Source organism: Paenibacillus sp. JNU01, assembly GCF_059130585.1.
Map to the genome: position 1 here is coordinate 3940226 of NZ_CP169723.1, position 23589 is coordinate 3963814.

Below are 23589 nucleotides of genomic sequence, written 5' to 3' on the forward strand. Positions count from 1 at the left end.
TTAGGTATTGTTGCCTCCTCCACTAAAGTCTTTAACCGCTCACGAAAATATCTGTCACGCTTTCCAGACAGAACTTAATAAGTTCCGTGCGGTGTTGCATTTTACTGCGCTGGGCGGAACGGTTGCAGGAGTCGAATTCCTTGCTCAATGGATCCCTCCATCAGCTCTAAGAGCTGAGGCACCAGTTCCTGCATCCGGGGGGCGCTTAGGTGCCGATCGAGGGCATCCCGGTTTATCCAGCGCTCGTAGATGATGAATGTGCCAGGCTGACCTTCTACCTCGTGAGCCTCATAGTCAATGTTGCCCAGGTCGTTGCGCGACGGAGTGACAGCAGCAGTCATGAATGCCTTCATCTCGGCTTCTCTCCCTGCCTTGGCTCTCGCCTCCCAGAGTACAGTAACGTAACGGTTCTTTGTATCGTTCATGCTAATTCCTCCTAATGTATAAACACTTCGTATAGCTTTTTGTCCAAGAGAATATGTGAAAATGCCCATTACTGCAGTTTCATCTGGCTGCGGAGCATCCGGTCGAGAAGTTTGTCTGGGAGAATACGGACCAATCGAGTCAGCAGTGCCGAATCGGAACCGACCGTATAGCGGGTGCGGGGCTTTCTTTCGTGGATTGCGCGTGAAATCACTGCTGCCACTTTCTCAGGGCGAATACCGTCCTTTGCCCACGTTTCAGCCTGAGCCTTCACGGCGTCAAAGAGACGATCATGGCGACGGTGCTGGTCTGGTGTCATCAACTTGGCCAGCCGGTCCGCTGTCGTAATCCCTTGCTCCGACAGGCCAGTGCTAACACCACCCGGAGTGATCATAATCACCTTGAGACCAAAAGAGGACATCTCCCTGCGAAGACTGTCATTGATCGCTTCCATAGCATACTTTGCAGCCGAATAAATTCCGAAACCAGGCATGGAGATTTTGCCTCCAACCGAACCAATATTGACCACGCGACCGCCGCTGTTCAGCAAGGCCGGGGTAAGTGCCTGTATAACCGCCACCTGTCCGATCACACTGACTTCAAACTGGCGGCGAAATTCATCAAGCGGAACCATTTCAAGAGGTGCATTAACGGCGATGCCGGCATTGTTGACCACTGCCCGCAAAGGGCGACCAAGCGGATCTTGCTCCACCCGTTCAGCCAGCGCCTTTAGTGAGTCGATATTGGTAACATCGACAATCACCGGCTCGATATTTTTGCGTTTGATTTTGTCGGCGTCTTCCTGACGACGAACCCCCGCCAAAACGTGAAATCCTTCAGCGGCCAGCTGCTCCGCGGTAGCCCTACCGATGCCGCTGGACGTACCTGTGACCATGACCAGTTCTTGCGTTTTGAATGACATAATAACCCTCCTAGGTTTGATAAGATATGGATCATGGTATAGCGGTGCTATACGAACATTATAGCGGCGCTATATAAAATTGTCTATAGCAGTGCTATATTTTTTTTGAAGTGTTGTCCTGCTGCCCAAACATCGTTTTGACGGGCTTGGCGTGATGCACTCGAAGCTCACAAAGTACTATGGCGGGAGGGGTTGAGATTTATCGTTGCGTTGAAATGGGGGTGCGTTTAATGTCGCATCATCCAAACATAAAAAAGATCGCCATCCTCCTGGAAGTCCAGGTTGGATAAGCGATCTTTCTTTTACTTCTTCTAAATTAGGGCTTTGCCTGAAGTCCCCAGGCTCTGTCATCGAATCCCTCATTTTGAATCGGCGTCCGGCCTTTGGATCAATATGATCTGCATTACGCTTTCCCGAATGAGATCAACGACATCGGGTTGGGGTGGGGATGCCTTACGAATCTGGGCCGTCACATACAGCCAAGAGGCCGTATTGGCGGAAGCCCAGACCAGATCTGCCGCAGCCTGGGCTGAAACAGCCAGTTTGCCTTCAACGGCGACTCTCTGAACATTGTGCACTAGTGCTTGGTACGAGTGATCTGCCGCCTCAATATGGGCGCCCTCGAGCAACCTCCCCATCATCGCCGCATAAATCCGAGGACGGGTTGCCGCGAATCGCACATAGTCATCCCATCCTTGACGAAGAGCCATCTCTGGAATGGGGGACTCCACTGCGGCAATCTTGCTATCAAATAACTGTTTGAACGCTTCCACTATAGCTGCACTCAGGAGACCATCGGCATTGCCGAAATGGTGGTAGAGTGTAGGAGCCGTAACCTGAGCGATTGCAGTTACGGCTCGCGTCGTAAATTGGGCTCCGCCATCCTCCTCGAGTACCTTAAGAGCTGCTGCCAATATTTTGTCATATGTGTTCATATGTCCATTATAGCAGTGCTATACTCGTATGTCCATGACGAAGGTTGTACACCTGTGACCAAAGTCTTCGGGTGTTATCAGGCTTAATAAGATAAGCTTATGTTCATACTTCGAAAAATAAATGTGATAGACTACTAGAAGGAGAATTGCCGTTTTATACTAAAGAAACGCTACATAACTGAATGCAGGCAGGTCTTACGATAAACATAGTCAGAAAGGAAATCCCATGAATAGTTCCTTGAAGCAACTCATAAAATCACCCGCATTTCCCGGTGGAATCATAACCATTCTGATATTTTCTCTGGATCACTTTCAATTCGAACTTGTTGATAAATTTCTGCTTTTTGCGGCTTTAGTCATTGTGCCTCTTGTGATTTTACTTTTGAACCATGACGCAAAGAATACATATCAACGAGTGATTTATGCTGCTATGAAATGGCTTCAATTTCCCGCTGCGCTTCTTACTCTAGCTTCGATAATGAGTAGTAAGATATGGGGGCTAGAAAGTACCACAATCCCAGGGATTCTGTCCCTTGGGTGGCTACTGTTCACCCTGCTGCTTGGCATCTATGGCTTGACCACGATTGTGATCTCTAAAGGAAAAGCGGCGGAAGTAGCGATTGGCGCGGGGCTCGTTTATTTTTTTATCGGGGGCATTTGGTTTACCTTATATCAATATCAATTGGACCTCTTCCAAGCTAATCCGGCAACGCACGCGTTAAGCTCGGTTCACTTTCATTTTTCATCTGCAATCGTTCCCATTTTTATTGGTGCACTGGGACGCATCATGACGAAGAAAAGCTGGTATCCCTGGGTCGTTGCCATTGATATCATCGGACCAGTCTTGATTGCTACGGGTATGATTTTCTCCAAGCCGATTGAATACATTGGTGTCGCTTTGTTCGCCTGCAATATTGTGGTTTACACCGCTTATCTCCTTGCTTACTTGAGGAAAAATGCTTTGGATATTAAGGCAGCCTTCTTCTTAGGCCTTTCTTGCCTAGCCTTTTACACGGTTGTTGTCATTTCCATCTTCTATCCGTTACTGAAAAATATGTACTCCTTAACCATACTCGATTTTATTCCTATCTATGGATCTCTGCATGCGTTTGGTTTTGTCTTATGTGGACTAATTGGTTGGGTGTTTATGGTAGACTCCATTAAGGAAAAGGCTAACCAATCGGCTTCATAGGAGTAGTTTAGTCAGGTTCGTGCTATAATAGTGATCACATAAATAACATTCATCATTCTGCCGAGATGGCGATGATTAAGGAGATTGAATTTTGACGAACAACCATGATATTGGAGCAGTGAACGAATTACCGGAGAACTTTGAAGAGCTCAAACGAGCGGCTAATCGGACTTCAAGCTGGAGAGACAGACTGAATGCGGTGAATGAATTGGGAAACTGGGATACAGCCCCTACCATTAAGTTGCTTCAGCATGTTTTGAAAAATGATCAAGTGTTCCAGGTGCGCGAAGCCGCATATCTTAAGCTGAAACAGTTGGATGAAGATGTACAGATGCCTGCCAAAAACAAAGGCGAGCTGTTTAAAGGGACTAACAAAATTTTGCTCCGGATTAAAAAAAGCCTTCCTGAAGGTCACACATTTGAGGAATTTAAGGAAAAACTGCAAAAGACACGTCTGGATCTCTATGATACTTACGAGGGCGACAAAGATGCTGAGTTCGACGCCTGGCTCCATGGCATTTGGGAGACACTAGGTAGAAGATAGCCGCTGTTCACCGTATAATAGCTGAGCACGTACAAAGGGGCTGTCTCAAAAGCCCTTAAAAAGCGTATTGGCAAAAAGAAATAACACTCATACGTTCAAAAAAAGGACCAGCAGAGGTTTATCCTGCTCTGTCCTTTTTTTGTTTTTCCGTCATTGCGGCTTTTTTAAGCAGATTGTGGGCAAGGCAAAGCCACCCGACCTCCATGCTTACTTTTTTCATTTATAAAAATACTGACTTCAATCACTCGATCTATGCGATCTATCCATAATCTCTCCGCACCGCACACTTACCCGCGCAGTTTTAGAAATACCTGATAGCTGCGTTCAGCACAGGAAGAGATCGACACCGGATCAAACCCAACCAGATCCGCATACAGCGTATCGTTCAAAGGAGCTGTCCAGGACGCAGGTAACTGTGCTGCACCAAGGCGCGCCCCCATGATTGACCCAACCGTAGCTCCATTACAATCGGTGTCGAGCCCACCATAGACAGACGTGACAACCGCCTTCTCAAAATCATTGCCTGCAAACACCAGCGATGCTGCGACCAGTGCAGCATTGTTGTTCGTGTGTACCGCATCATAATGACTAAACGTATCCCAGATCCGACTGACCAATTCCCGCTCATTCCGAGCCGAGAGACCAATCTCCACACCTTGAAGCACATCTGTGGTCAGACGGCTTGTCTGTGGAATTTCACTGAGTCCGATCTCCACAATACGCTCGCTGCTATTCTCCACAAACGCCGCAGCAATCATCGCCGCATTCAGCATCTCACCATAAATACCATTCTTGACATGAGAAAAGGAGGCATCTCGCCAGCCGAGTTCGGCTGCCAGTTCAGGTCGTCCGGCAACACCATATGCCAATCCGTCAGCGCGGATTGCAGCTCCGATCCACTCCCGGTATGGATTGAGATGCATACGCACTCGCTCCTGGCGCTGCGCCCAATCGGCAGGTTTATCCGATTTCAGATGCGAGGTCTCCTGGGCGAAATTCATATATGCTTGTGTCTCCGCTGTACATACCTGGCTGTATGTGAGACGTTGATGCCACAGTTTCCCGATATCCCAGGAATCCCAGTCCAGTCCCTTTTTCTCCAGTAACAGCAAGCCCAGAATGGTGTAGCGAATGTCATCATCGCTTTCCATAAAGCTAATTTTCTCCCGAACACTCAAAGGGCCCAGCTCTGTCAAACTCAGCCCGTACTCCTGCTCCGCACGGGAATGTTCTGGAGTATATCCTCGAATAGGCCAGGCATCCGCACCTTTGAACCAAAGCTCAATATTTTCCCAGCCTGGGCGTCCAGCCTTACCATACAGATAATCCGGATGCTCCAATGGCTTCCCAAGGGCACATCCAACGCTCCGCCCAAGCCAAGCTCCATAGAATTTATCTCTCCATACGTCCTCACTCCAGTCGGCTTGAAGCTCGCGAGGTCCCTCTGGGCGCAAAGCACGAATGTCCTCCAGACTCGAGGGTTCTGCAAAAGGAAACTCAGCCGATACCTGAAGTTCCATCAGTTCCTGGTAGAGTTGCAGCAGCTTGCTCTCCTGATCAGCGGCATCCTCCCATTTTTGCATAAATCCCTGAGTGTCACAGCCTTCCTCACGACGTTGAAGAAGTTCAAGTCGCACCGTCTCTCGCAGATCAGTCCAGCCTGCCATATTAAGAATCCCCTTGTGGCAATTGCTGTACACGAGCGTCCAATATAGCAAGTGCATCATAGATAAGACGAATGAAGGCATCACGATTAACATCCAGCAGTACGTTCACATTAGGCTCGCGATCTGTCTTGGTGCGTAAGTCACCCACGGTCATCCCGCGTGTATACGTTCCCTGAGTTTCAATCGTCACATCCAGCATTTTGCTTTCGAATAGATCAGGCTGCAGCAGCCAAGCAATGGCACAAGGATCATGCAGCGCATTGCCGTGGTAACCCATCTTTTTGCCGTAAATGGAGTAGAAGTCGAGCAACTCTCCAACCATCACCGAAACGGGGCCACGTGTTTTCAGCGCCTCAATTTCCTCGTCAAAGATAGCCGCTTTATCCGTCACATCCAGTCCACTCATTGTAATAGGAATTCCCGATTCAAATACAATATGGGCTGCTTCCGGATCAACGTAGATGTTAAACTCTGCTGTACGTGTCACATTCCCATAGGCAATGCCTCCACCCATCATCGAGATGCCAGCAATCCGTGATTTCAGTTCAGGATACGCACGAATCAGGGTAGCAATATTGGTTAACGGACCAATAGGCACGAGAGTTATCGGCTCATCCGAGGACAGCAACAGATCTCGTATAAATTCTACAGCGCCTACCTCGATTGCCCGAAAGCGACTTGGCGGAAGTACTGGGCCATCCATTCCCGATTCGCCGTGAGCCTCCTCTCCGGTTACCAATGCACCCAGCAACGGTCCTTTAGCACCTTTTGCTACGGGGATGTCTGATCCGACAAAACTGAGAATTTTGAGCGCATTATTCGTAATCTTCTCCAGGGTCTGGTTTCCACCCACTGTTGTAATACCCTTGATTTCCAGCTGCTTAGGGTGAGCCAGCGCCAGCAAAATAGCAATTGCGTCGTCGTGTCCAGGGTCGCAGTCAATAATAATAGGTATCGTCATCGTTTTCTCCTCAGTTCGTTTTTTGTGCGAGCTTGCGTCTCTTCTTGCGTGTCTCAGCAATCGCATAAACAATTAGTCCGATCACGGTAGCCACATAAGGCAAAGTACCGATTAACTCGGCCGGTATCTTGAGCACTTGCAGTGCATTGGCCAGTGCCTCCGCTCCACCAAAGAGCAGTGAAGTCAAGGCCGTACCTACCGTTGTACTGCGTCCCATGGACTCCGCCGCGATGGCAATCCAGCCCCGGCCAGCAATCATATCTCTGGTGAACAAAGACAAATATCCCATCGACATGTAGGCCCCGCCCAAGCTGGCGAAGAATCCACTCAGCAGTAAAGCCATATATTGAATTTTCACGACACTGATGCCGACCGATTGTGCCGCATGCGGATTCTCACCGACCGAGCGAATTTGCAGACCAAGTGGTGTCCGTTTTAATAAATAATAGACAGCAATAACGGCTAGAATGGAAGCATACGTCAGAATGTGGTGCCCTGACAGTATTGGGCCAAGCACCGGAATCTGTTGCAACAGTGGGATGTCTATACTAGGCAGCACCTTGCTTGGTAAAGACGTAGATGAACCTTTGTCGCCACTAAGCAAGTATAGTAAGAACACCGTCCCTCCTGATGCAAACATATTGATCGCAACGCCGCCGAGAATAATATGTGTCTTGAATTTAAGGGTGAAAAAAGCAAGCATTCCGGCAATTGCCGTTCCCGACAGCACTGCACCAAGTAATCCGATCCAGGCACTGGCCGTGTAGGAACTGACCACAACTCCAGCCAGCGCAGATACCAGCATAATGCCTTCCATACCGATGTTGATAATCCCCGCTCGATTAGAGATCAGGGCACCTAAAGCTGCGAACAGGATCGGCGTTGTAACCCGTAGTACAGAGAAGGCAAAGTCCGTTGTGAGAATGACGTTCAGCAGGCTATTCATGCAGCTTGGCCTCCTTCAGCAGCATCCGATTCTTCCAGAATTTCAAGAACTGCTCCGCAGAAATCAGCAAAATAATGACCGCTTGAATAATAGAGATCATCTCGGAAGGCACATCAGACAAACGAGCCATCAAATCCGCACCGATACGAATATAGGCCAGAAAGAGCGCAGCGCCGATGACGGACAGAGGATTGTTCTTTGCCAGCATGGCCACAAGTGCACCATCCAGTCCATATCCCGGCAATGCCGTCCATTGGAAGCGATTATACATCCCAAGCACCTCGACTGATCCACCCATACCAGCGATAAAACCGGCAATTAAATGCACCAGAATGATGACTTTTGCTGTCTTCATACCGGAGTATCCGGCAAATTCGCGGTTGGCTCCTGTCATGCGCAGCTCATATCCCCATTTCGTGCGATACATGAAATAGTGAGCAAGAACAATCAACGCCAGCACAATAATCAGCCCGGTATGCAGCCGTGTGCCTGGCAATATTTTGTCCAACTGTGCGGTCTCCGCAAATTTATAAGATACATTCGAGAATGCTTTGGCATCCCGCAAATGATAGTTCAACAGATACAAGCCAATTCCAAAGAAGATGCTATTAAACATCAGGGAAGTCACAAGTTCATTGGCATTCCATTTGGCCTTGAGATAACCAGGAATAGCCGAGAGCAGTGCGCCTACAATTGAACCTGCTCCAATCGCCACAATCGGGTGCATTATTCCGTTCATGCTTAGATGAATAGCCAGAATAGCTGCAACAATGCCTGAGATATAAAAGATACCTTCCGCGCCCAGATTGAACATGTTTGTTTTAAACAGAAGTGACACCGACAGCCCTGTGAACATGAGCGGGATTGCCATTTCCACAACATTGCCCATGCGGCTTAAGGTGGATAGCGGCTCAAACAGGAAGATACGAATAGTCTCTACAGGCTGGCTGCTCACCAGAGAGATAATAATAAATGCAATGGCTAACGCTATGAGAATCACTGCTGCCGTGCGGTATACTTCAAAATATTTTAATCGGATCATGGGGAAGCCTCCTCCTCATACTGCTCTTGCTGCTCACGAATCCCAAGCATGTAGAGACCCAGCTCCTCTTCGCTGACGCTTGACGGCGAATCTAGCCGTGCGGCAATCTTGCCGTCATATAACACAAGCAGTGTATCGCTCATTTCCAGAATTTCATTCAAATCAGCCGACACGAGCACAATGGCACAACCTGCATCCCGCAGCTCCAGCAATTTCTGATGAATAAACTGTGCCGCTCCAATGTCCACACCGCGCGTAGGCTGCTCTGCAATGAGCAGATCCGGGTCGGTTGAGCATTCACGGGCAACGACCACCTTCTGCATATTGCCCCCGGACAACATACCAATGGGTTGAGACGGGCCGGAGCAACGAACCTTGAATTCCTCGACCAGAGAACTTGCCAGCTTCTGAATGGATGACATGCGGAGAAGCGGACCTTGATTCAGGGATTTCGAACGATACCGGGTAGAGATCAGGTTGTCTGCAATACTTGCCTCACCGGCCGATCCCTGGCGCATCCGATCTTCCGGAATGTAGGAGACACCTAGCCCACGAATCTCGCCGATACGGAGTGAACGAATGTCCCTTCCCTTCATTTCAACTTTGCCGCCTGCATAACGGTTAGCCAAACTTCCCGTCAGTGCTTCAACGAGCTGACTTTGTCCATTACCTTCCACACCGGCAATACCGACGATCTCTCCTGCGCGAACATGAAAGCTGATATCCGACAGCAGCGCCTTGCCTTCCGGATCAACTGCCCCTAAATTTTGCACAGACAGTACAGGCTCGCCATAACTCTTCTGCGTTTTGTCATACTTGAGCACAACATCTCGTCCAACCATCAGCCGTGATATCTCCTGCTCCGTGACATCGGCAATGTTAAACACGCCTTCGGTACGCCCACCACGTAAAATGGTAATTCTATCGCAAATCGCTTTCACTTCTTTCAGCTTGTGCGAGATGAATACAATCGTATGTCCCTTCTCCTTCAGCAGCTTCAACTCCCGGAACAATTCCTCTGTTTCCTGCGGTGTTAACACCGCTGTAGGTTCATCCAGAATGAGTATTTCTGCACCGCGCAGCAGCGCCTTCAAAATCTCTACCTTTTGCTTCATGCCTACGCTCAAATCCTCAACTTTGGCCCGAGGATTCACGGACAAGTTATACTTGCGAGCCGTTTCCTCCGTCATGCGGACAGCTTCCGCATAATGAATGCCAACACCACGTCTGGGTTCCATGCCAAGCACCATATTCTCTGCAACGGTGAAGGAAGGAACGAGCATGAAATGCTGATGCACCATACCGATTCCGAGCGCAATGGCATCCTGTGGATTGCCCAGCTTGATCTGTTTTCCTTTTAACAGAATCTCGCCTTCACTCGGCTCCTCCATGCCAAACATCATCTTCATCAATGTAGACTTGCCCGCTCCGTTCTCCCCGGCGATGGCATGAATCTCTCCCTCCTGCAAGGAGAACTGAACATTCTTGTTAGCGACTACCCCATTGGGGTAAACTTTAGATATATTTCGCATTTCCAACAGTGCGCCGGACATGTAGGTTGCTCCTCTCTACGGGCAGTTTGCACAAAAAATGTACAGCCGAAAATGCATCCATTTGCATGACTACATCTCCAGCTGTACAACAATAAACACGGTTATTTCTCTATGATGATGCTTTAGAAAAGGAAAGCTTATGGCTTCACGCTATTACGGATCACTTCGATCTCTGATGTCTCCATGCCCATTGCATTGGATACGGTAATTTCTTTGTTTTCGAGTTTCTTCTTGATCTCTTCTACCTTCGCTTGCAGATCAGCAGGGAATACACTTGTATAAACATCATTCTCGGCAATGCCAACACCGTTCTCTACAAAGCCCATCACCTGACGTTTTCCTGTCTCCAGCTTGCCGTCTTTCGCCTGGGTCACTGCTTCCAATATCGCTGTATCAATTTTTTTGATCGCAGAGGTAATGATAAGGTTAGCCTTGGCGGGGTCTGTCTCTTGCAGTAATGCGGCCTGATCAGAGTCGACGCCGATGGCATACCTGGATTTTTCCTTGGCTGCATCAAAGATGCCCAGCCCTGTACCGCCCGCGACGTTGAAAATCACATCAACCCCCGAGTTATATTGAATAAGGGAGAGCTCTTTTCCTTTGGCCGGATTGACGAAATCGCCAGCATAAGATACAGCGACCTTAATATTCGGGTCTACGTACTTAGCTCCCTCAATGTAACCGACGAGGAAAGCATTGATACCGGGAATGTCCATACCGCCCAGGAAACCGATCAGGTTGTCCTTGTTGGCATTCGGCATGTCCGACTTGGTTGTGAGCGCCGCAACCGCTCCCGCCAGGAAGGATACTTCATTTGTAGAATAGGACATATTATAAACATTTGCCGGGGCATCCTCGATGTCTGTATCGTAGTTGATGAACGTTTTATCCGAATGCTGCTCCGCAGCCGCATTAAACATTTCTGTAATTTCAGAACCACCTGAAATCACGATGTCCCAATCCTCAGCAGAAATATCGTTAAACGTTGGCTCCCACTTCGTTTTGTCTGTACCCATCTCAATGACCTTGGTACGAGCGCCCAGTTCGGACTTAACTAACTCCAGACCATGGTTAGCAGCGTCGAAGAAAGATTTGTCTCCCAGTGTGCCTGGAATCAGCAATACCACTTTCAGTTGATCGGCCTGCTCGCCACCGTTGTCCGTTCCTGCTGAACCCGTTTCACCAGTTGTACCCTTCGTACCTCCACAAGCGGACAGAAGCAACAACAACGCTACCATACAAATTACCAACGCATTCTTCTTCATGTTCTTTACTCACACCCCTGTTTGTTGTTAAAATCATGGATAATCTGTAGTGCTTACAGCCCAGATTTATAAATCAGGTAATTCACAACCCAATTCTGAAATGTAATGCGTTTTCTTTACTGCTATAACCGAACGTATAAACAATTACTTTCGTTTAACATTCGTTTATGAGTATGATCATAACAAAATCAAGCCATTATATTTATATGATTTCGGTCGCTTTTTTGTACGATTCGGCTAATTGTCGAAATTAGGGGGAAACAATAATGGATCAAGTTCTATATGTTGTCAGAGCCGAACATGCCCGGTTCACACACATCATCCCTCATCACCATGAATGTTATGAGTTGATTTATTATTTTAAAGGAAATGGGACATCCATGATTGGAGAGCATAGCTACCATTTTCAGGCTGGAACCTATGCACTCATTGCGCCACATCAACAGCATGATGAGGATCACCGGGGGGACGCCGAGGTGCTTTTCGTTGGATTCCAAACGGATTTGTCTGAAATTGCCGAGCTGCAAGGCATGCATCAGGATGACCGGGAGCGTAGCATCCATAACTACATGCTACAGTTGAACACGGAATATACACGGCGGGGTGAAGGAGCTCAGGGCTACTTGAACGACCGTCTGCACCACATGTTACTGCACTTGCTTCATCGTGGAGGTAACAGTATGTATCCTCTGTTCTCCGGAGATCGACTCCAGCATGTGCTTGCTTATATGAATGAACATTTCACACAACGTCTCTCCATCGAGATGTTAGCTGATATGTCCGGCTACAGCTATGATCGCTTCCGGCATTTGTTCAAAGAGAAATACGGAGCCTCCCCTTCTCGATATATGCTGATCAAACGCCTGGATTACGCCAAGCATCTGCTTGCCAGCACACAGATGTCCATCTCGGATGTCTCCGCCGAGGCTGGATTCGTAAATGATGCTCAGTTCTGCAACATGTTCAAAAGAGAGAGCGGCATAACGCCGCGCTCCTATCGCAAAAATTTGCAGATCAAGAACATCTAACGCCCTCGATTTTTGCTCTGTGAGAGAGTGAGGGTGCCAGATACTTTTTTGGGGTTAGATGTTGGATAAGCACCTCTCCAAATCCTTAATTTCTGTGCACTGTGCAAGCCTGTTCGGTTTAAGATCAACCTTCTTGAAAAACCGGCACGTTATAGTACTCCCCAAATCCCCTCTCGTCAAGAAATAATGTGCGAATGAGCGATATAACGAGCGAGCCCCCCTTATGCTTTCTATACAGTAATTCGATGATGAAGACCGCGATAATTTTTACTCCCTGTTAGAAAGTGATGGCGTGGGATAAACTTTACAATATTCGCCTAACATCTCGTGGCCAACCAGTAAACTCTTCCATGTTTAATTGATCGGCGATACATCCATTCGGCGCATTATATTTACGTTTTCGAACTTTACATAGCCCTGTAAAAATTCTCGCTACTTGTAGTATGTTTTACCATGTTGATTGTAACGAAAAGTCAGAAGGCCATCCTCTAAAGGATGGCCTTCTATACATGTTCACATCCGACATTTCATGCACGGATTTGTGGGGCAGTTAACTTGAACGAACCATTCTACTTATAGTTATTCATCGGCCCTTTATCCATGATCACTTCTACCATTTTGGAAGATCCCATCTTGAGCTTAGGCCTGAATTCTGAATTCGGTTTACTGTATAGCTCCAATGGACTGATTATTACGCCGTCTGGCGTGTTATAGAGTATTCCTGGAACACAGGTATAAATCTTATCATTATTATTGGCATTCTTGGACGAGATCGTAACAGAGGTCCCCTCATGATTATCTATACTCATCGACACCTTATATCTGTAAAATGATCCGGTCCCATTGGATTGAGCTGAGTAAACGACAGGAACAACCGCGAGAATATCATCTTTTAATCTTAATTTGATAACCTCTGTCTTCATGGCTTGGTTGCTTCTCCCCACATCTGTCTTCATGGCTTGGTTGCTTCTCCCCACATCGCCCATATGTTCTACGGCCCCGTTACCCAAGCTTTGAAGAGGCGGTACACCCTTCGCACCAAACATCGCCACATCAATCTGCTTTCCATCCTTATTGTAGACCAAAGCGTAGATATCATAATCTGTCCCGGTCTCCCATGATACCGTAGCCGTAATCTCTGGTGTCTTATCAATGAGTACTGACTTTTGCCCTTTCTCGAGGTTAATCTTACCCGTTACTTTTTGAAGGTTTAATGAGGACTTGGATGGTTGATTATTTTTTTGATCTGCGGTAGCGGTTGCTACAGTCGAATCAGGTCCTTTTGATGCTTCATTTGGAGTAATTTGAGGTGGGGAAGACTTCTGTGGCTCATCTGCTTCAACCTCAACACCATAGTTTTTACATAAGCCTTCAAGTCCGGAATTAAATCCACGCCAGATCGATTTCGCCTTTGTTTGCCCATTCCTTAGGTATAATTCGAGAACTACGATTCCATTTTCGCTCGTGAAACTGGATGGTGATAACTGAATAATCGTATTGTCCGTACATATTTCGGCTGTCAGATTTTTCACATTCGAAAATCCTGTGTTATGATCCTCTGTCAGTGTTATTGCTATTTTGCTTATCCCATCAGGGACTTTATCCATATCGAAATGTATTCTATGTACTTTGGTATTGCCCACTTGCTCAGATGGTATAAGCGTGGCTACACCTGTCGAACTTGTTGGTTGATTGTAAAAGATGATCCCGCTATCTCCTTGTACCTTGTCCGAATCGGTTAAAAGGAAGGCTGTTAATGAAACATCGATGGAATTTGACATCTCGTGGCTAATCTTGATACTCCCTTTTGCCGAACTTAACGTTGTATTTGCTCCCATCTGAAGAAACTGACTCACTTCAATTCACTCCCTATTCATTGATGTCTCGTATTCATGTTAATCTTTTCATTCCCAAAATTCAGAATATGTACTTACTCACTTATATTACCACATGAGGTGAATACTTAGGTGATACATACAGTGTGTTCCAAAGGCATTGAAAATTTTAATAATATAGCTTAACAAAAAAAGCGCCCTGTCTACTGATTTTACAGATCAGTAACAAAGCGCAAGTGTAGAGCTTAAATTAAGTTTTCATTTCACATCATATTCATTCCTGTACGATGCATGTTTGTGTGCTATAAGATTAATACCTATTATTCTGGTATATAAGGAAGATCCAGTGTATTGGGAACATTTATCACATGCTTTTCCGTATACGTGCGGATACCCTCCGCGCCGTATTCACGTCCAATACCCGATTGCTTGAATCCACCGAAAGGGAACCGAACATCGAGCCCCTGCACTGCAGCTGTATTAATCATGGTCGTTCCAGCTTCAAGTTGACGTGCGACGGAGATGGCATCATCTTCTGTGCCCCACACCGAACTCGTCAATCCATATATGCTCTCATTGTGCAGTTGAATAACCTGCTCTTCATCGTCAAATGGCAGAATCGGAACCGTAGGACCAAACTGTTCCTCCACGACAATCGGATCATGAACATCGCAATCCAAAACAAGCGTAGGTTGTAAGAAGTAACCTTGGTCAAACAGCTTCTGATCCAAAATTTTCCCGAGAGGGATGACCTTAGCTCCGCGCTTTTGCGCATCTTCAACCAAACCAAGCACGACATCTCTCTGCTTCAGGTTATTAACCGGACCTACCGTCGTATTTGAATCCAATGGATCACCAATTCGAATCCAACGATTCGCCGCCTCTATATATTTTTCCACAAATTCATCATAAATGGAACGGTGTACATACACACGTTTGGCGATCATACAGATCTGTCCTGTTGTTAAGAAATTAGAAATGACAATCCGGCGCATGGCTCGTTCATCATGAACATCAAAACTTTCCAAGAAGATCGCCGCATCATTACCACCAAGCTCAAGTGTCATATCCTTAATCGTTTCCGAAGCAGCTTTGATAATATGCTTAGCTGTTTCCGTTCCACCTGTAAAGGCGATCTTCGTAACATGAGGATTCGTAGTCAGTTCAACGCCCACATCCGCATCACCATGAACGACATTGATTACACCAGCCGGGAACTCACTCGCAATAATCTCTGCCACCTTCGCAGCCGCCAGCGGCGCAAATGGACTGGGTTTAAGTACAATCGTGTTGCCCGCAAGTAAGGCAGGAGCAATCTTAATCGTAGATAAAGCAATGGGATAGTTCCACGGACTAATCGCTGCCACCACACCAATGGGATCATAGGAAAGAATCGTTTTACCATTCTCATGCTCTTTGATCTCTTCCTGTAGAGCCGATGTAACTTCATTACAAGCAAACTCCATCCACATTAACGAAACATAAATTTCACCGTGCGCATCATACAGGGGCTTGCCATGCTCTCTGGACAGCAAATGTACAATTTCATTCTCAGCAGCTCTAATCTTCTCGATCGCCTTACGCATCATGATAATGCGTTCATCAATAGAGGTCTGCTTCCATGTTTTAAAAGCCCCTGCCGCCGCTTCAATCGCTTCAACGGCTTGTTCTTTCGTAGTGACAGGGAAATAGCCTACAATCTCGGATGGGTTTGTCGGATTCTCTTTTGCTAACTGCGAAAGGGATTTTACATTTTGACCATTAATGAACGCTTCAACTATAATTTTCTCTTGGTCTGCTTGTGTCGTCATTTTAGATCCCCTCCGTTATTTAGATGGATTATTTCCAAACTTCTTCTGCAATTTCCTTCACATAACGAAGTTTACGCCATTGTTGTTCTTCCGTTAGAATGTTGCCTTCTTCTGTAGATGAGAAACCACATTGTGGGCTCAAACAAAGTTGCTCAAGGGGTACATAGGTTGCCGCCTCAGCAATTCGGGCTTTAATCTGTTCTTTATCCTCTAACTCGCCTGTTTTCGATGTGAGTAAACCAAGCACGATTTTCAAATCTTTTCGATTCACATATTGTAATGGCTCAAAACCACCTGAGCGCTCATCATCAAATTCCAGGAACAATCCATCTACGTTTAAGCCTCCAAAGATAACTTCAGAAGCGTACTCGTAACCACCCGTTGAGAAATAATTTGATTTATAGTTACCGCGACAAATATGCATCGTCACAACTAAATCTGCCGGTTTATGAGCCAAAGTCTCGTTAATCATTCGCTGCATCGTTTTCAACTCTTCCGCCGGTTCCAGACCTTTGGCACGCAGCTTATCATGACCAGCTTCTGAGAATAGATCTGCCCAAGCAGTATCATCTAATTGCAGGTATCGACATCCCGCATCATAGAAGGCTTGAATGGCTTTTTGATACGCCGCAATCGTATCCTGAAGGAATTGCTCCCAGTCCGTATAAATATTGGCGCCATTCTCCAACCGGTATAGAAGCATGTTGGGACTTGGAATGGTCTGTTTCGCGACAGCGTCACCTGCATGCTTTTTCAAAAATTCAAAATCCTTAACAAAAGGATGGCTAGAGAAATCCACCTTACCTACAACTCGAATCCCGCCCTTGCGAGTCTGCATGTTATGGAATTGAGGTCCATCAATCTCCTCATACAGCTCTACGCCATCTAAGCCGCCCAGAAAATCAAAATGCCACCAGCTTCTACGGAATTCGCCATCCGTAACGGCCAATACGCCATTTTCCTTCTGCTTTTCAATGATTCGAATAATCTCTTGATCTTCCACAGCTCTTAATTCTTCATATGTGATGTTGCCTGATTTATATTGTTCACGTGCCTGACTTAAGCTTGCAGGACGTAGAAAGCTACCTACATGATCATTACGAAATGGTATCATAGTTATTTCTCCTTCTAACTTTTTGGTTCACTGAGTATAGCATGATTGGAAAGATAGTATGTTATATGAAAATAACATGGCTGGTTATAGCTTTTAACAATAGCTAAAGTCTCAAAAGGCAAAAAAAAAACACAACCTCCTAGGGTAGTAGATGTGGTTTACCTTACATTAAAATCAATTTGGTCTAGCATCTGATTTCCTATCTCTCCCATTACATTTATTTTCTAGTATAATAACGGGATACAACAAACATTTTCGAATAGAAGGAGAGTTGTTATGGAATATCATGTATCCAACCATGGGAATGATCAAGGAAAAGGAACAGCAGATCAACCCCTTCGTACCATATCACGCGCTGCGGCTCATGCCATGGCTGGTGATACCGTTATTGTTCATGCGGGAGTATACAGGGAATGGGTTAACCCGGCGAATGGAGGAACAGCGGAGCATCGAATCGTATATCGATCCGCGGGAGATGGGGAAGTCGTGATAACAGGAGCTGAGCGGATTACTAGTTGGCAATCTGAAGGAGACCATGTTTGGAGCACAGAAGTGCTCAATTCCATCTTTTCCGTCCGTAATCCCTTTGAGGTTGAGCTCAGTGGAGACTGGTTGTTTGACGGGCCTTTCCCAGTTCATCTCGGGGATGTCTATCTGGATGGAAAATCATTGTATGAGTGCAATAGTGTTGAAAGCGTTCACAATCCTGAAATTTGGCCCGAAGCAAAATATCCCAAGGATTCACTGTTGAAATGGTATGCGGAAGTGGGATCTACGACAACCAAAATCTGGGCCAACTTTGGCGGAAAAGATCCTCGTACGGAAAATGTAGAAATTAATGTACGTCCTTATTGCTTCTGGCCTGAACAACCGGGACTGAACTACATAACCGTAAGTGGTTTCACACTTCGCCAAGCTTCTCCTCAATGGGCACCACCTACAGACTACCAGGAAGGTTTGATTGGACCCCACTGGAGCAAGGGTTGGATTATTGAGAACAATATCATCAGTGAATCCAAGTGCGTTGGGATTAGCCTAGGTACCGAAATCGGCACAGGTCACAGCAGGTCTATAGAGAAGCGTAGTAAAGGCGGTACTCAACGGGAGCAGGAGGTTATTTTACGAGCATTACGCTCCGGCTGGCATAAAGATCGCGTCGGTAGTCACATCGTTCGAGGTAATGTGATTCATGATTGTGAACAGGCCGGTATTGTGGGCCATATGGGAGCAGCCTTCAGCCGCATTTACCAGAACCGTATCTATAATATTCACCACAAACGACTCAGACATGGTGCCGAAGTCGCGGGAATTAAACTGCATGCTGCACTGGATACTCAGATGAATGAGAATATCATCTATAGCTGTTACCGTGCGCTTTGGCTGGACTGGCAGGCACAGGGGACTCGCATCAGCCGTAATGTATTTTTTGACAACATTTCAGAAGATCTCTTCGTTGAGGTGTGCCATGGTCCATATATGATCGATCACAATCTATTCCTCTCGCCTATGAATTTCAGAAATATGGCCCAAGGCGGCGCATTTGCCCATAATTTATTTGCAGGCCGATTTGTCGTTCGTTCCGAAATTACACGTATCACGCCATATCACTTCCCTCACGAGACGGCCATGGCTGGATACTCCAATATCACGGGAGGCGATGACAGGTACTACAACAATATCTTCTTGGGTGATAACGATGGGAATAAAGAACCTGTTCCGATTACCTTCTTTGAGCATCTTCCCCTTAAACCAAGGGATGAAGTTGGAGAGGACGGAAAGACGGTTATGGACGGGGTTCCGGACAATTCCATATGTTATCTGCATGCTGTGGGACTTGGTGGCTACGATCAACATCCTGATGTGAAAGATAAGAGATGGTGGGAATACACCAAAGAGGAGCTTATGGAACTTGGCGATGCGGCGAAAGATTTCTTTATAGGCAATGCCGTTCTTCCGGTGGCTATGGGTGGAAATGTATTTCTTAACGATGCGGTTCCAAGCACTCATGAATCAGATGCGAAGATCTATGCTCAGAAAGGCATAAACGTTGAGATTGATCCTGCGTTAGGTAAGGTGCATATTCAGATTCATGAGCCCGAATTGCTTCGGGGAACCACTGCAATGTTAGTTACCACAGATCTGCTTGGAAAGACGTATCACGCCGATATGAAGTATGAGGAACCAGACAGCAGTCCATATCATTTTGACTCCGACTTTTTCGGAACAAAGAGACCCGATGCAGATGTCACACCAGGTCCTTTTGAGTTAAGCGGAAATGGTAGTGTTGAGTTTGAGATTTAGTTTATGATTGAGGGTCCAGTTATTTTAGATGATTGGATCAAAATATAAAAATAAAGCCACTCCTTATATGGAGTGGTTTCTTTGCTTATCATAGGACTACTCTAATATAGAATATCGAATAATGGATACCAGTAAGATTGTCTTATAGCCCACACTCGTTCCATATCTTTTCTCAAATGGCTAGAAACCTCAACTGGAATGATTACTTTGGGCAAAAGGGCATCGAGGATATTATATTACTATTTGACGCTTTCCTTAACGATGCGTCTGTGCTTACTTATGGTACGGTTCATCGTAATATCTATAGAGCGAAATCAAGAGAATTGCCAAAAACCTGCTACAGGGTGTCGTATCTCGGTGGCTTTTATCACGGCAAAGACATATAGTGATCCAAAACCAAAAGGATAATTGTAGTCGTGTTGAACCAACGTTTCGGGGTAACCATCTTCATCTACTTGAAATAAAAAAGAAAATGAATCCTCCATCAAATTCGTAAAATAATAGTCTTCATTTTGAATAAGTCTCGGATTTCCCCCTACTTTGATCAAAAAAGACTGGTCCATTGATTTCTGGTCATTGCTCAGTGTCCCGTCTGAGATGGTGTGTTTTTTAAGGCCTGGGTTAGTAAACATCTCTTTGATACTTTCAGTTGAAATGGGGTGCTCAATTACCTTGATCGAGCAATTAGGATACATATTATTTTTCAAATACTCCTCATAGTCTTCAGGGATAAAAATCGAAATCATGCTCTCCGGTTTAAAAGGATGGACGAGGCTCAAGTAAAACAGATATTTTTGGTTACCTTCATGGATGAGGTCATCTTGATCATCAAAAAATTGAGGTGCATTTCCGCCGATCCAGCCTGACCCCTGATCTTTCAATAGGTCAGATTCGGCATAATAGAGAATACTCTCCGTTCGCTCAACCAAAACCTTCATTTGATTGTCCAATGGCATTCTATCAACTCTCCCTCATACAAATCTTGTCCAAAAATAGACCTAAGTACTTCATTTCGACATCGATCTTATTTCTCTTCTATTGATTCAGATTCCTCAGCGAATACCTCTGAACTGATCAATTAATTCTCATTGTACAGAAGGAGCGTGTTTAACGTTCCTTCTGTAGCTGGCAGTTGTAAATCATTGCTGCTGCCGCAACCTCATTCTGGAAATCACAGCTTCTATGACGAGCAGATTAGGAATCCAACAAACCCAAGCGACAACCCGAAACGCCGCCTCGAAATCGCCAAGCAGAAGATTCAGCGGCGCTAACCAGATTCGAAGCGTGACCGCTGCAAAAGTAAGCGCATAACTGCGAAGCATCCATGCTTTATGAGCTTGGATGTCTTTCGCCATAATTTTTCTCGTTGCAATAAGCGTCGTCGCAACCCACAATACATCGAGCGACATGAACCCAAGCCCAGCAATCCAACCTCCCGTGGCAAAAAGGGATAAATACACACTAACGACCCCACTAACTGTAATCGAAAGAACATATCCATACCCCAATAGACGATGCCAACGTTTCCTATCATTCGTTGGCTTCATAAATAGTTGAAAGGGTCCTATAATCAAGGCAAATATAGCAGTAACAATATGGATGTATAGTACATATATCCATGGTTTGAGTTCAAAATCCGGCTTTTGCAATTTGAAAGAGACAAGTCCTGCATCACTAGCTTTAAGCACGCCATACTGAACAATCGCGTATCCGGCAATAGAAAATGCAAGAATGAGAACGAGTGCCCGAACCATCTTATTTCCCATTTGTATTATCCCCTCCGTCGATGCACCGTGAAGCTGTTGTCCCTTTAAACCCTATAGTGTCGCTGTAGAGTCAATACCGATCTTCTCGATTAAGGCATCGGCTAAGTTAGAAATAATACCCCTTCCGAATATCATCTAAAAGGGTAGGATATACTGGTTTCCATCCTAAACGCTCCTGCGTCAACGCACTGGACGCCGGATTATCCGTTTTCGTGAAAGGTGCAAGCCATCCGAAATGTTTACCTGATTCTTCAACCCCAATACCTTGGACCGGCAAGTTCAAATGGAGGCCCAAAGCCGTGGCGATCTCTTGAAATGGAATGCCCTCTTCGCTCACTGCATGAAACCGGGACCCTGCCGGAGCTTGTTCTAAGGCGAGTCTAAAAAGGCGCGCCGCATCCAGTAGATGCACGGATGGCCAACGGTTGTTACCGGAGCCTGTATAGGCGGAGAACCCCTTCTTGCGAGCGATGTTCACCAGATTTGGGAACAAGCCCGTCTTATCGCCTTCACCGTGTACGATCGGTGGGAGGCGTACAATCGAGGAACGTATCCCCCGATTCGCCAAGTCCAGGGTGGTATGTTCTGAAATGATGCGTAAACCACCTTGCGATTGAGGATCCCCAGCACTGTCCTCCGTTCCGAGACGGCCGGGAGTAAGCGTCATCGTAGGCATCGCGACGACAAGCGCCCGGTCACCGACGGGTAAAGAGGTGCCGAGTTTCTCGATGGCTCGCCTGTCGGTCTCAATTGCAGTCTTCATAAATCTCATCACTAAATGACGAGGATTCCCGCCGAATAAAACCCTAAGCCGAGTTGGAAGGCCCGCATGCGAGAACTTGTGGAAGAAGGCCAAATGAATGACCCCGTCTACTGCAGTAGCCACTTTGCGCAAGCCTGCTAAATCCTCAATCGAACCGACTTGAACCTGGGCCCCCAGTGCCGTAAGCCGTTTGCTGGCTTTTTCAGAACGGGCAAGACCAACCACTTGATGGCCGGCATCCAGCAGTTCGCGAACGACCGCCTCTCCGATGAAGCCTGTCGCCCCTGTAACCAATACACGCATATTCAGAAATCCCCTTCCCTATCGATAGGATGTTTACTCTTAGTATAGGGGATGGACTGCTGCGATCTTTGCCTTTTCCGTCGGAGTTTTTGCCTGATTCAACAGATTGCGCCGCTTAAAAAGGAAAAATCCGCTAGGCTCTATGCCCGCGGAAATTTAAAAAGCCGTTTACATATGCGTTTCACTTCAACTTTTGCTGGTCCTGACGCCACCTTGTGATATCTCTAGTAGGAGGACACCCAAAAAATCGGCTGTAATCGCGGCTAAATTGGGAATCGCTCAAATAGCCTACACGCCGGCTCGCCGTAGTTGCGTCAATGGAACTGGATAACATTAGACGCCTCGCCTCTTGCAGGCGCAGCACCTTTTGATATTGCAGAGGGCTCATTGCAGTAGCCGATCTGAAATACTCGCGAAACGACGATTCGCTCATATGGACCAACTCCGCCAAATCCGCTACTTTCAACGGCTGAGAAAAGTTATTTTGGAGCCAATCAATCGCTTTTGCAACCTGCTGCATACCCGATTCCGCCAGAACAGTCTCGGCAACATAAACACCGATTGGGCTACGGAGGATGCGGATATAAATCTCGTCTTTCACCAATGGAGCCAGCATTTGAGCATCATCGGGAGAGGACAGGCAAGCCACCAATCTTGTAGCGGCGTTCATCATGGCCAAGTCTGCTTCGATGACATAACACGCACTGCGATTGCGAACCTCCGGTAAACCATCAGGAAATACCATCGGCAGCAACGTAGCAATCCTTTGCGGATTGAGGTATAGACCTATCCCCAAGAACGGTATTTGGGGGCTGGCCTGCATGACTTTCATCGCAACAGGCAAGGCAACGGGGGCAATATACATTCGCGAAGCACCATACTCATAAGCATCCTTGCCTACTGTAATTCGCTTTTTCCCTTGAGCTGCAATGCAGATTACCGGCGAGAATATAGTGTGAACATCATCCGCCACTTCTACTTGCGAATATCGGTTCACATACAGACCATGGATCGGTGAAGCATAGGTCCCATCCTGCGAAGTATGCGTGTAAATCAAACTTGCCAACCGAGCTGCTTCACGATCTAGCGCTGAATTGGTATCATCTAATATAGATACATCCTCATATTTATAGTGATTGTCCATGTTCACAAGCAACTTCTTCCCCCTCAGATGTAACAGGATGATAGGCATGTTCATGATACCACAGGCGCATCCAG

General features: G+C 46.5%; 20 protein-coding genes. 4 read left to right on the forward strand and 16 right to left on the reverse strand.

Annotated elements, in window-relative coordinates; translation table 11 throughout:
- Positions 1-101: 101 nt before the first annotated feature.
- The 3 genes from NLBNIHML_RS17050 to NLBNIHML_RS17060 all read right to left on the reverse strand — a co-directional run bounded on the left by NLBNIHML_RS17050 (position 102) and on the right by NLBNIHML_RS17060 (position 2280).
- Positions 102-425, reverse strand: coding sequence for a putative quinol monooxygenase (locus NLBNIHML_RS17050; protein ID WP_494352401.1), 324 nt, complete (start codon positions 423-425; stop codon positions 102-104).
- Positions 426-493: 68 nt separating this feature from the next.
- Positions 494-1345 (reverse strand): SDR family oxidoreductase, encoded by an 852-nt coding sequence (locus NLBNIHML_RS17055; protein ID WP_494352402.1) that lies wholly within the window; start codon positions 1343-1345, stop codon positions 494-496.
- A 359-nt stretch (positions 1346-1704) separates the two neighbouring features.
- The gene (locus NLBNIHML_RS17060; protein WP_339258092.1) at positions 1705-2280 is read right to left on the reverse strand and encodes a TetR/AcrR family transcriptional regulator; all 576 of its coding nucleotides are present in this window, start codon (positions 2278-2280) and stop codon (positions 1705-1707) included.
- A 226-nt stretch (positions 2281-2506) separates the two neighbouring features.
- On the opposite strand from NLBNIHML_RS17060, the gene NLBNIHML_RS17065 reads away from it, so the two are divergent.
- Together NLBNIHML_RS17065 and NLBNIHML_RS17070 are read left to right on the forward strand one after the other, a co-directional pair.
- The gene (locus NLBNIHML_RS17065; protein WP_494352403.1) at positions 2507-3472 is read left to right on the forward strand and encodes a YndJ family transporter; all 966 of its coding nucleotides are present in this window, start codon (positions 2507-2509) and stop codon (positions 3470-3472) included.
- Positions 3473-3563: 91 nt separating this feature from the next.
- A complete protein-coding gene (locus NLBNIHML_RS17070) occupies positions 3564-4016 on the forward strand; it encodes a HEAT repeat domain-containing protein (protein WP_494352404.1) in 453 nt (150 codons plus the stop codon).
- Positions 4017-4303: 287 nt separating this feature from the next.
- Here the strand turns inward: NLBNIHML_RS17070 and NLBNIHML_RS17075 are convergent, their stop codons facing one another.
- The 6 genes from NLBNIHML_RS17075 to NLBNIHML_RS17100 all read right to left on the reverse strand — a co-directional run bounded on the left by NLBNIHML_RS17075 (position 4304) and on the right by NLBNIHML_RS17100 (position 11450).
- Positions 4304-5683 (reverse strand): ADP-ribosylglycohydrolase family protein, encoded by a 1380-nt coding sequence (locus tag NLBNIHML_RS17075; RefSeq protein ID WP_494352405.1) that lies wholly within the window; start codon positions 5681-5683, stop codon positions 4304-4306.
- Between the two features lies 1 nt (position 5684).
- The gene (locus NLBNIHML_RS17080; RefSeq protein ID WP_494352406.1) at positions 5685-6644 is read right to left on the reverse strand and encodes a nucleoside hydrolase; all 960 of its coding nucleotides are present in this window, start codon (positions 6642-6644) and stop codon (positions 5685-5687) included.
- A 10-nt stretch (positions 6645-6654) separates the two neighbouring features.
- The gene (locus NLBNIHML_RS17085; protein ID WP_342571494.1) at positions 6655-7590 is read right to left on the reverse strand and encodes an ABC transporter permease; all 936 of its coding nucleotides are present in this window, start codon (positions 7588-7590) and stop codon (positions 6655-6657) included.
- Positions 7583-8632 (reverse strand): ABC transporter permease, encoded by a 1050-nt coding sequence (locus tag NLBNIHML_RS17090; RefSeq protein WP_494352407.1) that lies wholly within the window; start codon positions 8630-8632, stop codon positions 7583-7585. Before NLBNIHML_RS17090 ends, NLBNIHML_RS17085 begins: the two co-directional genes overlap by 8 nt.
- Positions 8629-10185, reverse strand: coding sequence for an ABC transporter ATP-binding protein (locus NLBNIHML_RS17095; RefSeq protein ID WP_342571496.1), 1557 nt, complete (start codon positions 10183-10185; stop codon positions 8629-8631). Before NLBNIHML_RS17095 ends, NLBNIHML_RS17090 begins: the two co-directional genes overlap by 4 nt.
- Positions 10186-10322: 137 nt before the next feature.
- The gene (locus tag NLBNIHML_RS17100; protein WP_494352408.1) at positions 10323-11450 is read right to left on the reverse strand and encodes a BMP family ABC transporter substrate-binding protein; all 1128 of its coding nucleotides are present in this window, start codon (positions 11448-11450) and stop codon (positions 10323-10325) included.
- 266 nt (positions 11451-11716) lie between these two features.
- Here NLBNIHML_RS17100 and NLBNIHML_RS17105 point away from each other — a divergent pair, with 266 nt between their 5' ends.
- Positions 11717-12478 carry an AraC family transcriptional regulator gene (locus NLBNIHML_RS17105; RefSeq protein WP_342571498.1) on the forward strand — a complete coding sequence of 254 codons (762 nt, stop codon included), beginning with the start codon at positions 11717-11719 and terminating at the stop codon, positions 12476-12478.
- A 569-nt stretch (positions 12479-13047) separates the two neighbouring features.
- Here NLBNIHML_RS17105 and NLBNIHML_RS17110 read toward each other — a convergent pair.
- The 3 genes from NLBNIHML_RS17110 to NLBNIHML_RS17120 form a co-directional block, all read right to left on the reverse strand.
- On the reverse strand, positions 13048-14334 hold the full coding sequence (locus NLBNIHML_RS17110; protein WP_494352409.1) for a TerD family protein: 1287 nt from the start codon (positions 14332-14334) through the stop codon (positions 13048-13050).
- Between the two features lie 299 nt (positions 14335-14633).
- Positions 14634-16124: an aldehyde dehydrogenase family protein gene (locus NLBNIHML_RS17115; protein ID WP_494352410.1), complete on the reverse strand. Its 1491-nt coding sequence runs from the start codon at positions 16122-16124 to the stop codon at positions 14634-14636.
- A 28-nt stretch (positions 16125-16152) separates the two neighbouring features.
- The gene (locus NLBNIHML_RS17120) at positions 16153-17238 is read right to left on the reverse strand and encodes a 5-methyltetrahydropteroyltriglutamate--homocysteine S-methyltransferase (RefSeq protein WP_494352411.1); all 1086 of its coding nucleotides are present in this window, start codon (positions 17236-17238) and stop codon (positions 16153-16155) included.
- Positions 17239-17514: 276 nt separating this feature from the next.
- On the opposite strand from NLBNIHML_RS17120, the gene NLBNIHML_RS17125 reads away from it, so the two are divergent.
- Entirely contained in the window at positions 17515-19539 is a 2025-nt protein-coding gene (locus NLBNIHML_RS17125; RefSeq protein ID WP_494352412.1) for a right-handed parallel beta-helix repeat-containing protein, read from the forward strand.
- A gap of 314 nt (positions 19540-19853) precedes the next feature.
- Here NLBNIHML_RS17125 and NLBNIHML_RS17130 read toward each other — a convergent pair whose 3' ends face one another.
- From NLBNIHML_RS17130 to NLBNIHML_RS17145, 4 genes are all read right to left on the reverse strand, one after another.
- Entirely contained in the window at positions 19854-20495 is a 642-nt protein-coding gene (locus NLBNIHML_RS17130) for a hypothetical protein (protein ID WP_494352413.1), read from the reverse strand.
- A 183-nt stretch (positions 20496-20678) separates the two neighbouring features.
- Complete coding sequence (locus NLBNIHML_RS17135; protein ID WP_494352414.1) at positions 20679-21305, reverse strand: DUF2306 domain-containing protein; 627 nt, start codon at positions 21303-21305, stop codon at positions 20679-20681.
- Between the two features lie 106 nt (positions 21306-21411).
- Positions 21412-22371, reverse strand: coding sequence for an SDR family oxidoreductase (locus tag NLBNIHML_RS17140; protein WP_494352415.1), 960 nt, complete (start codon positions 22369-22371; stop codon positions 21412-21414).
- Between the two features lie 181 nt (positions 22372-22552).
- Entirely contained in the window at positions 22553-23515 is a 963-nt protein-coding gene (locus NLBNIHML_RS17145) for an AraC family transcriptional regulator (RefSeq protein ID WP_494354723.1), read from the reverse strand.
- Positions 23516-23589: the final 74 nt, after the last annotated feature.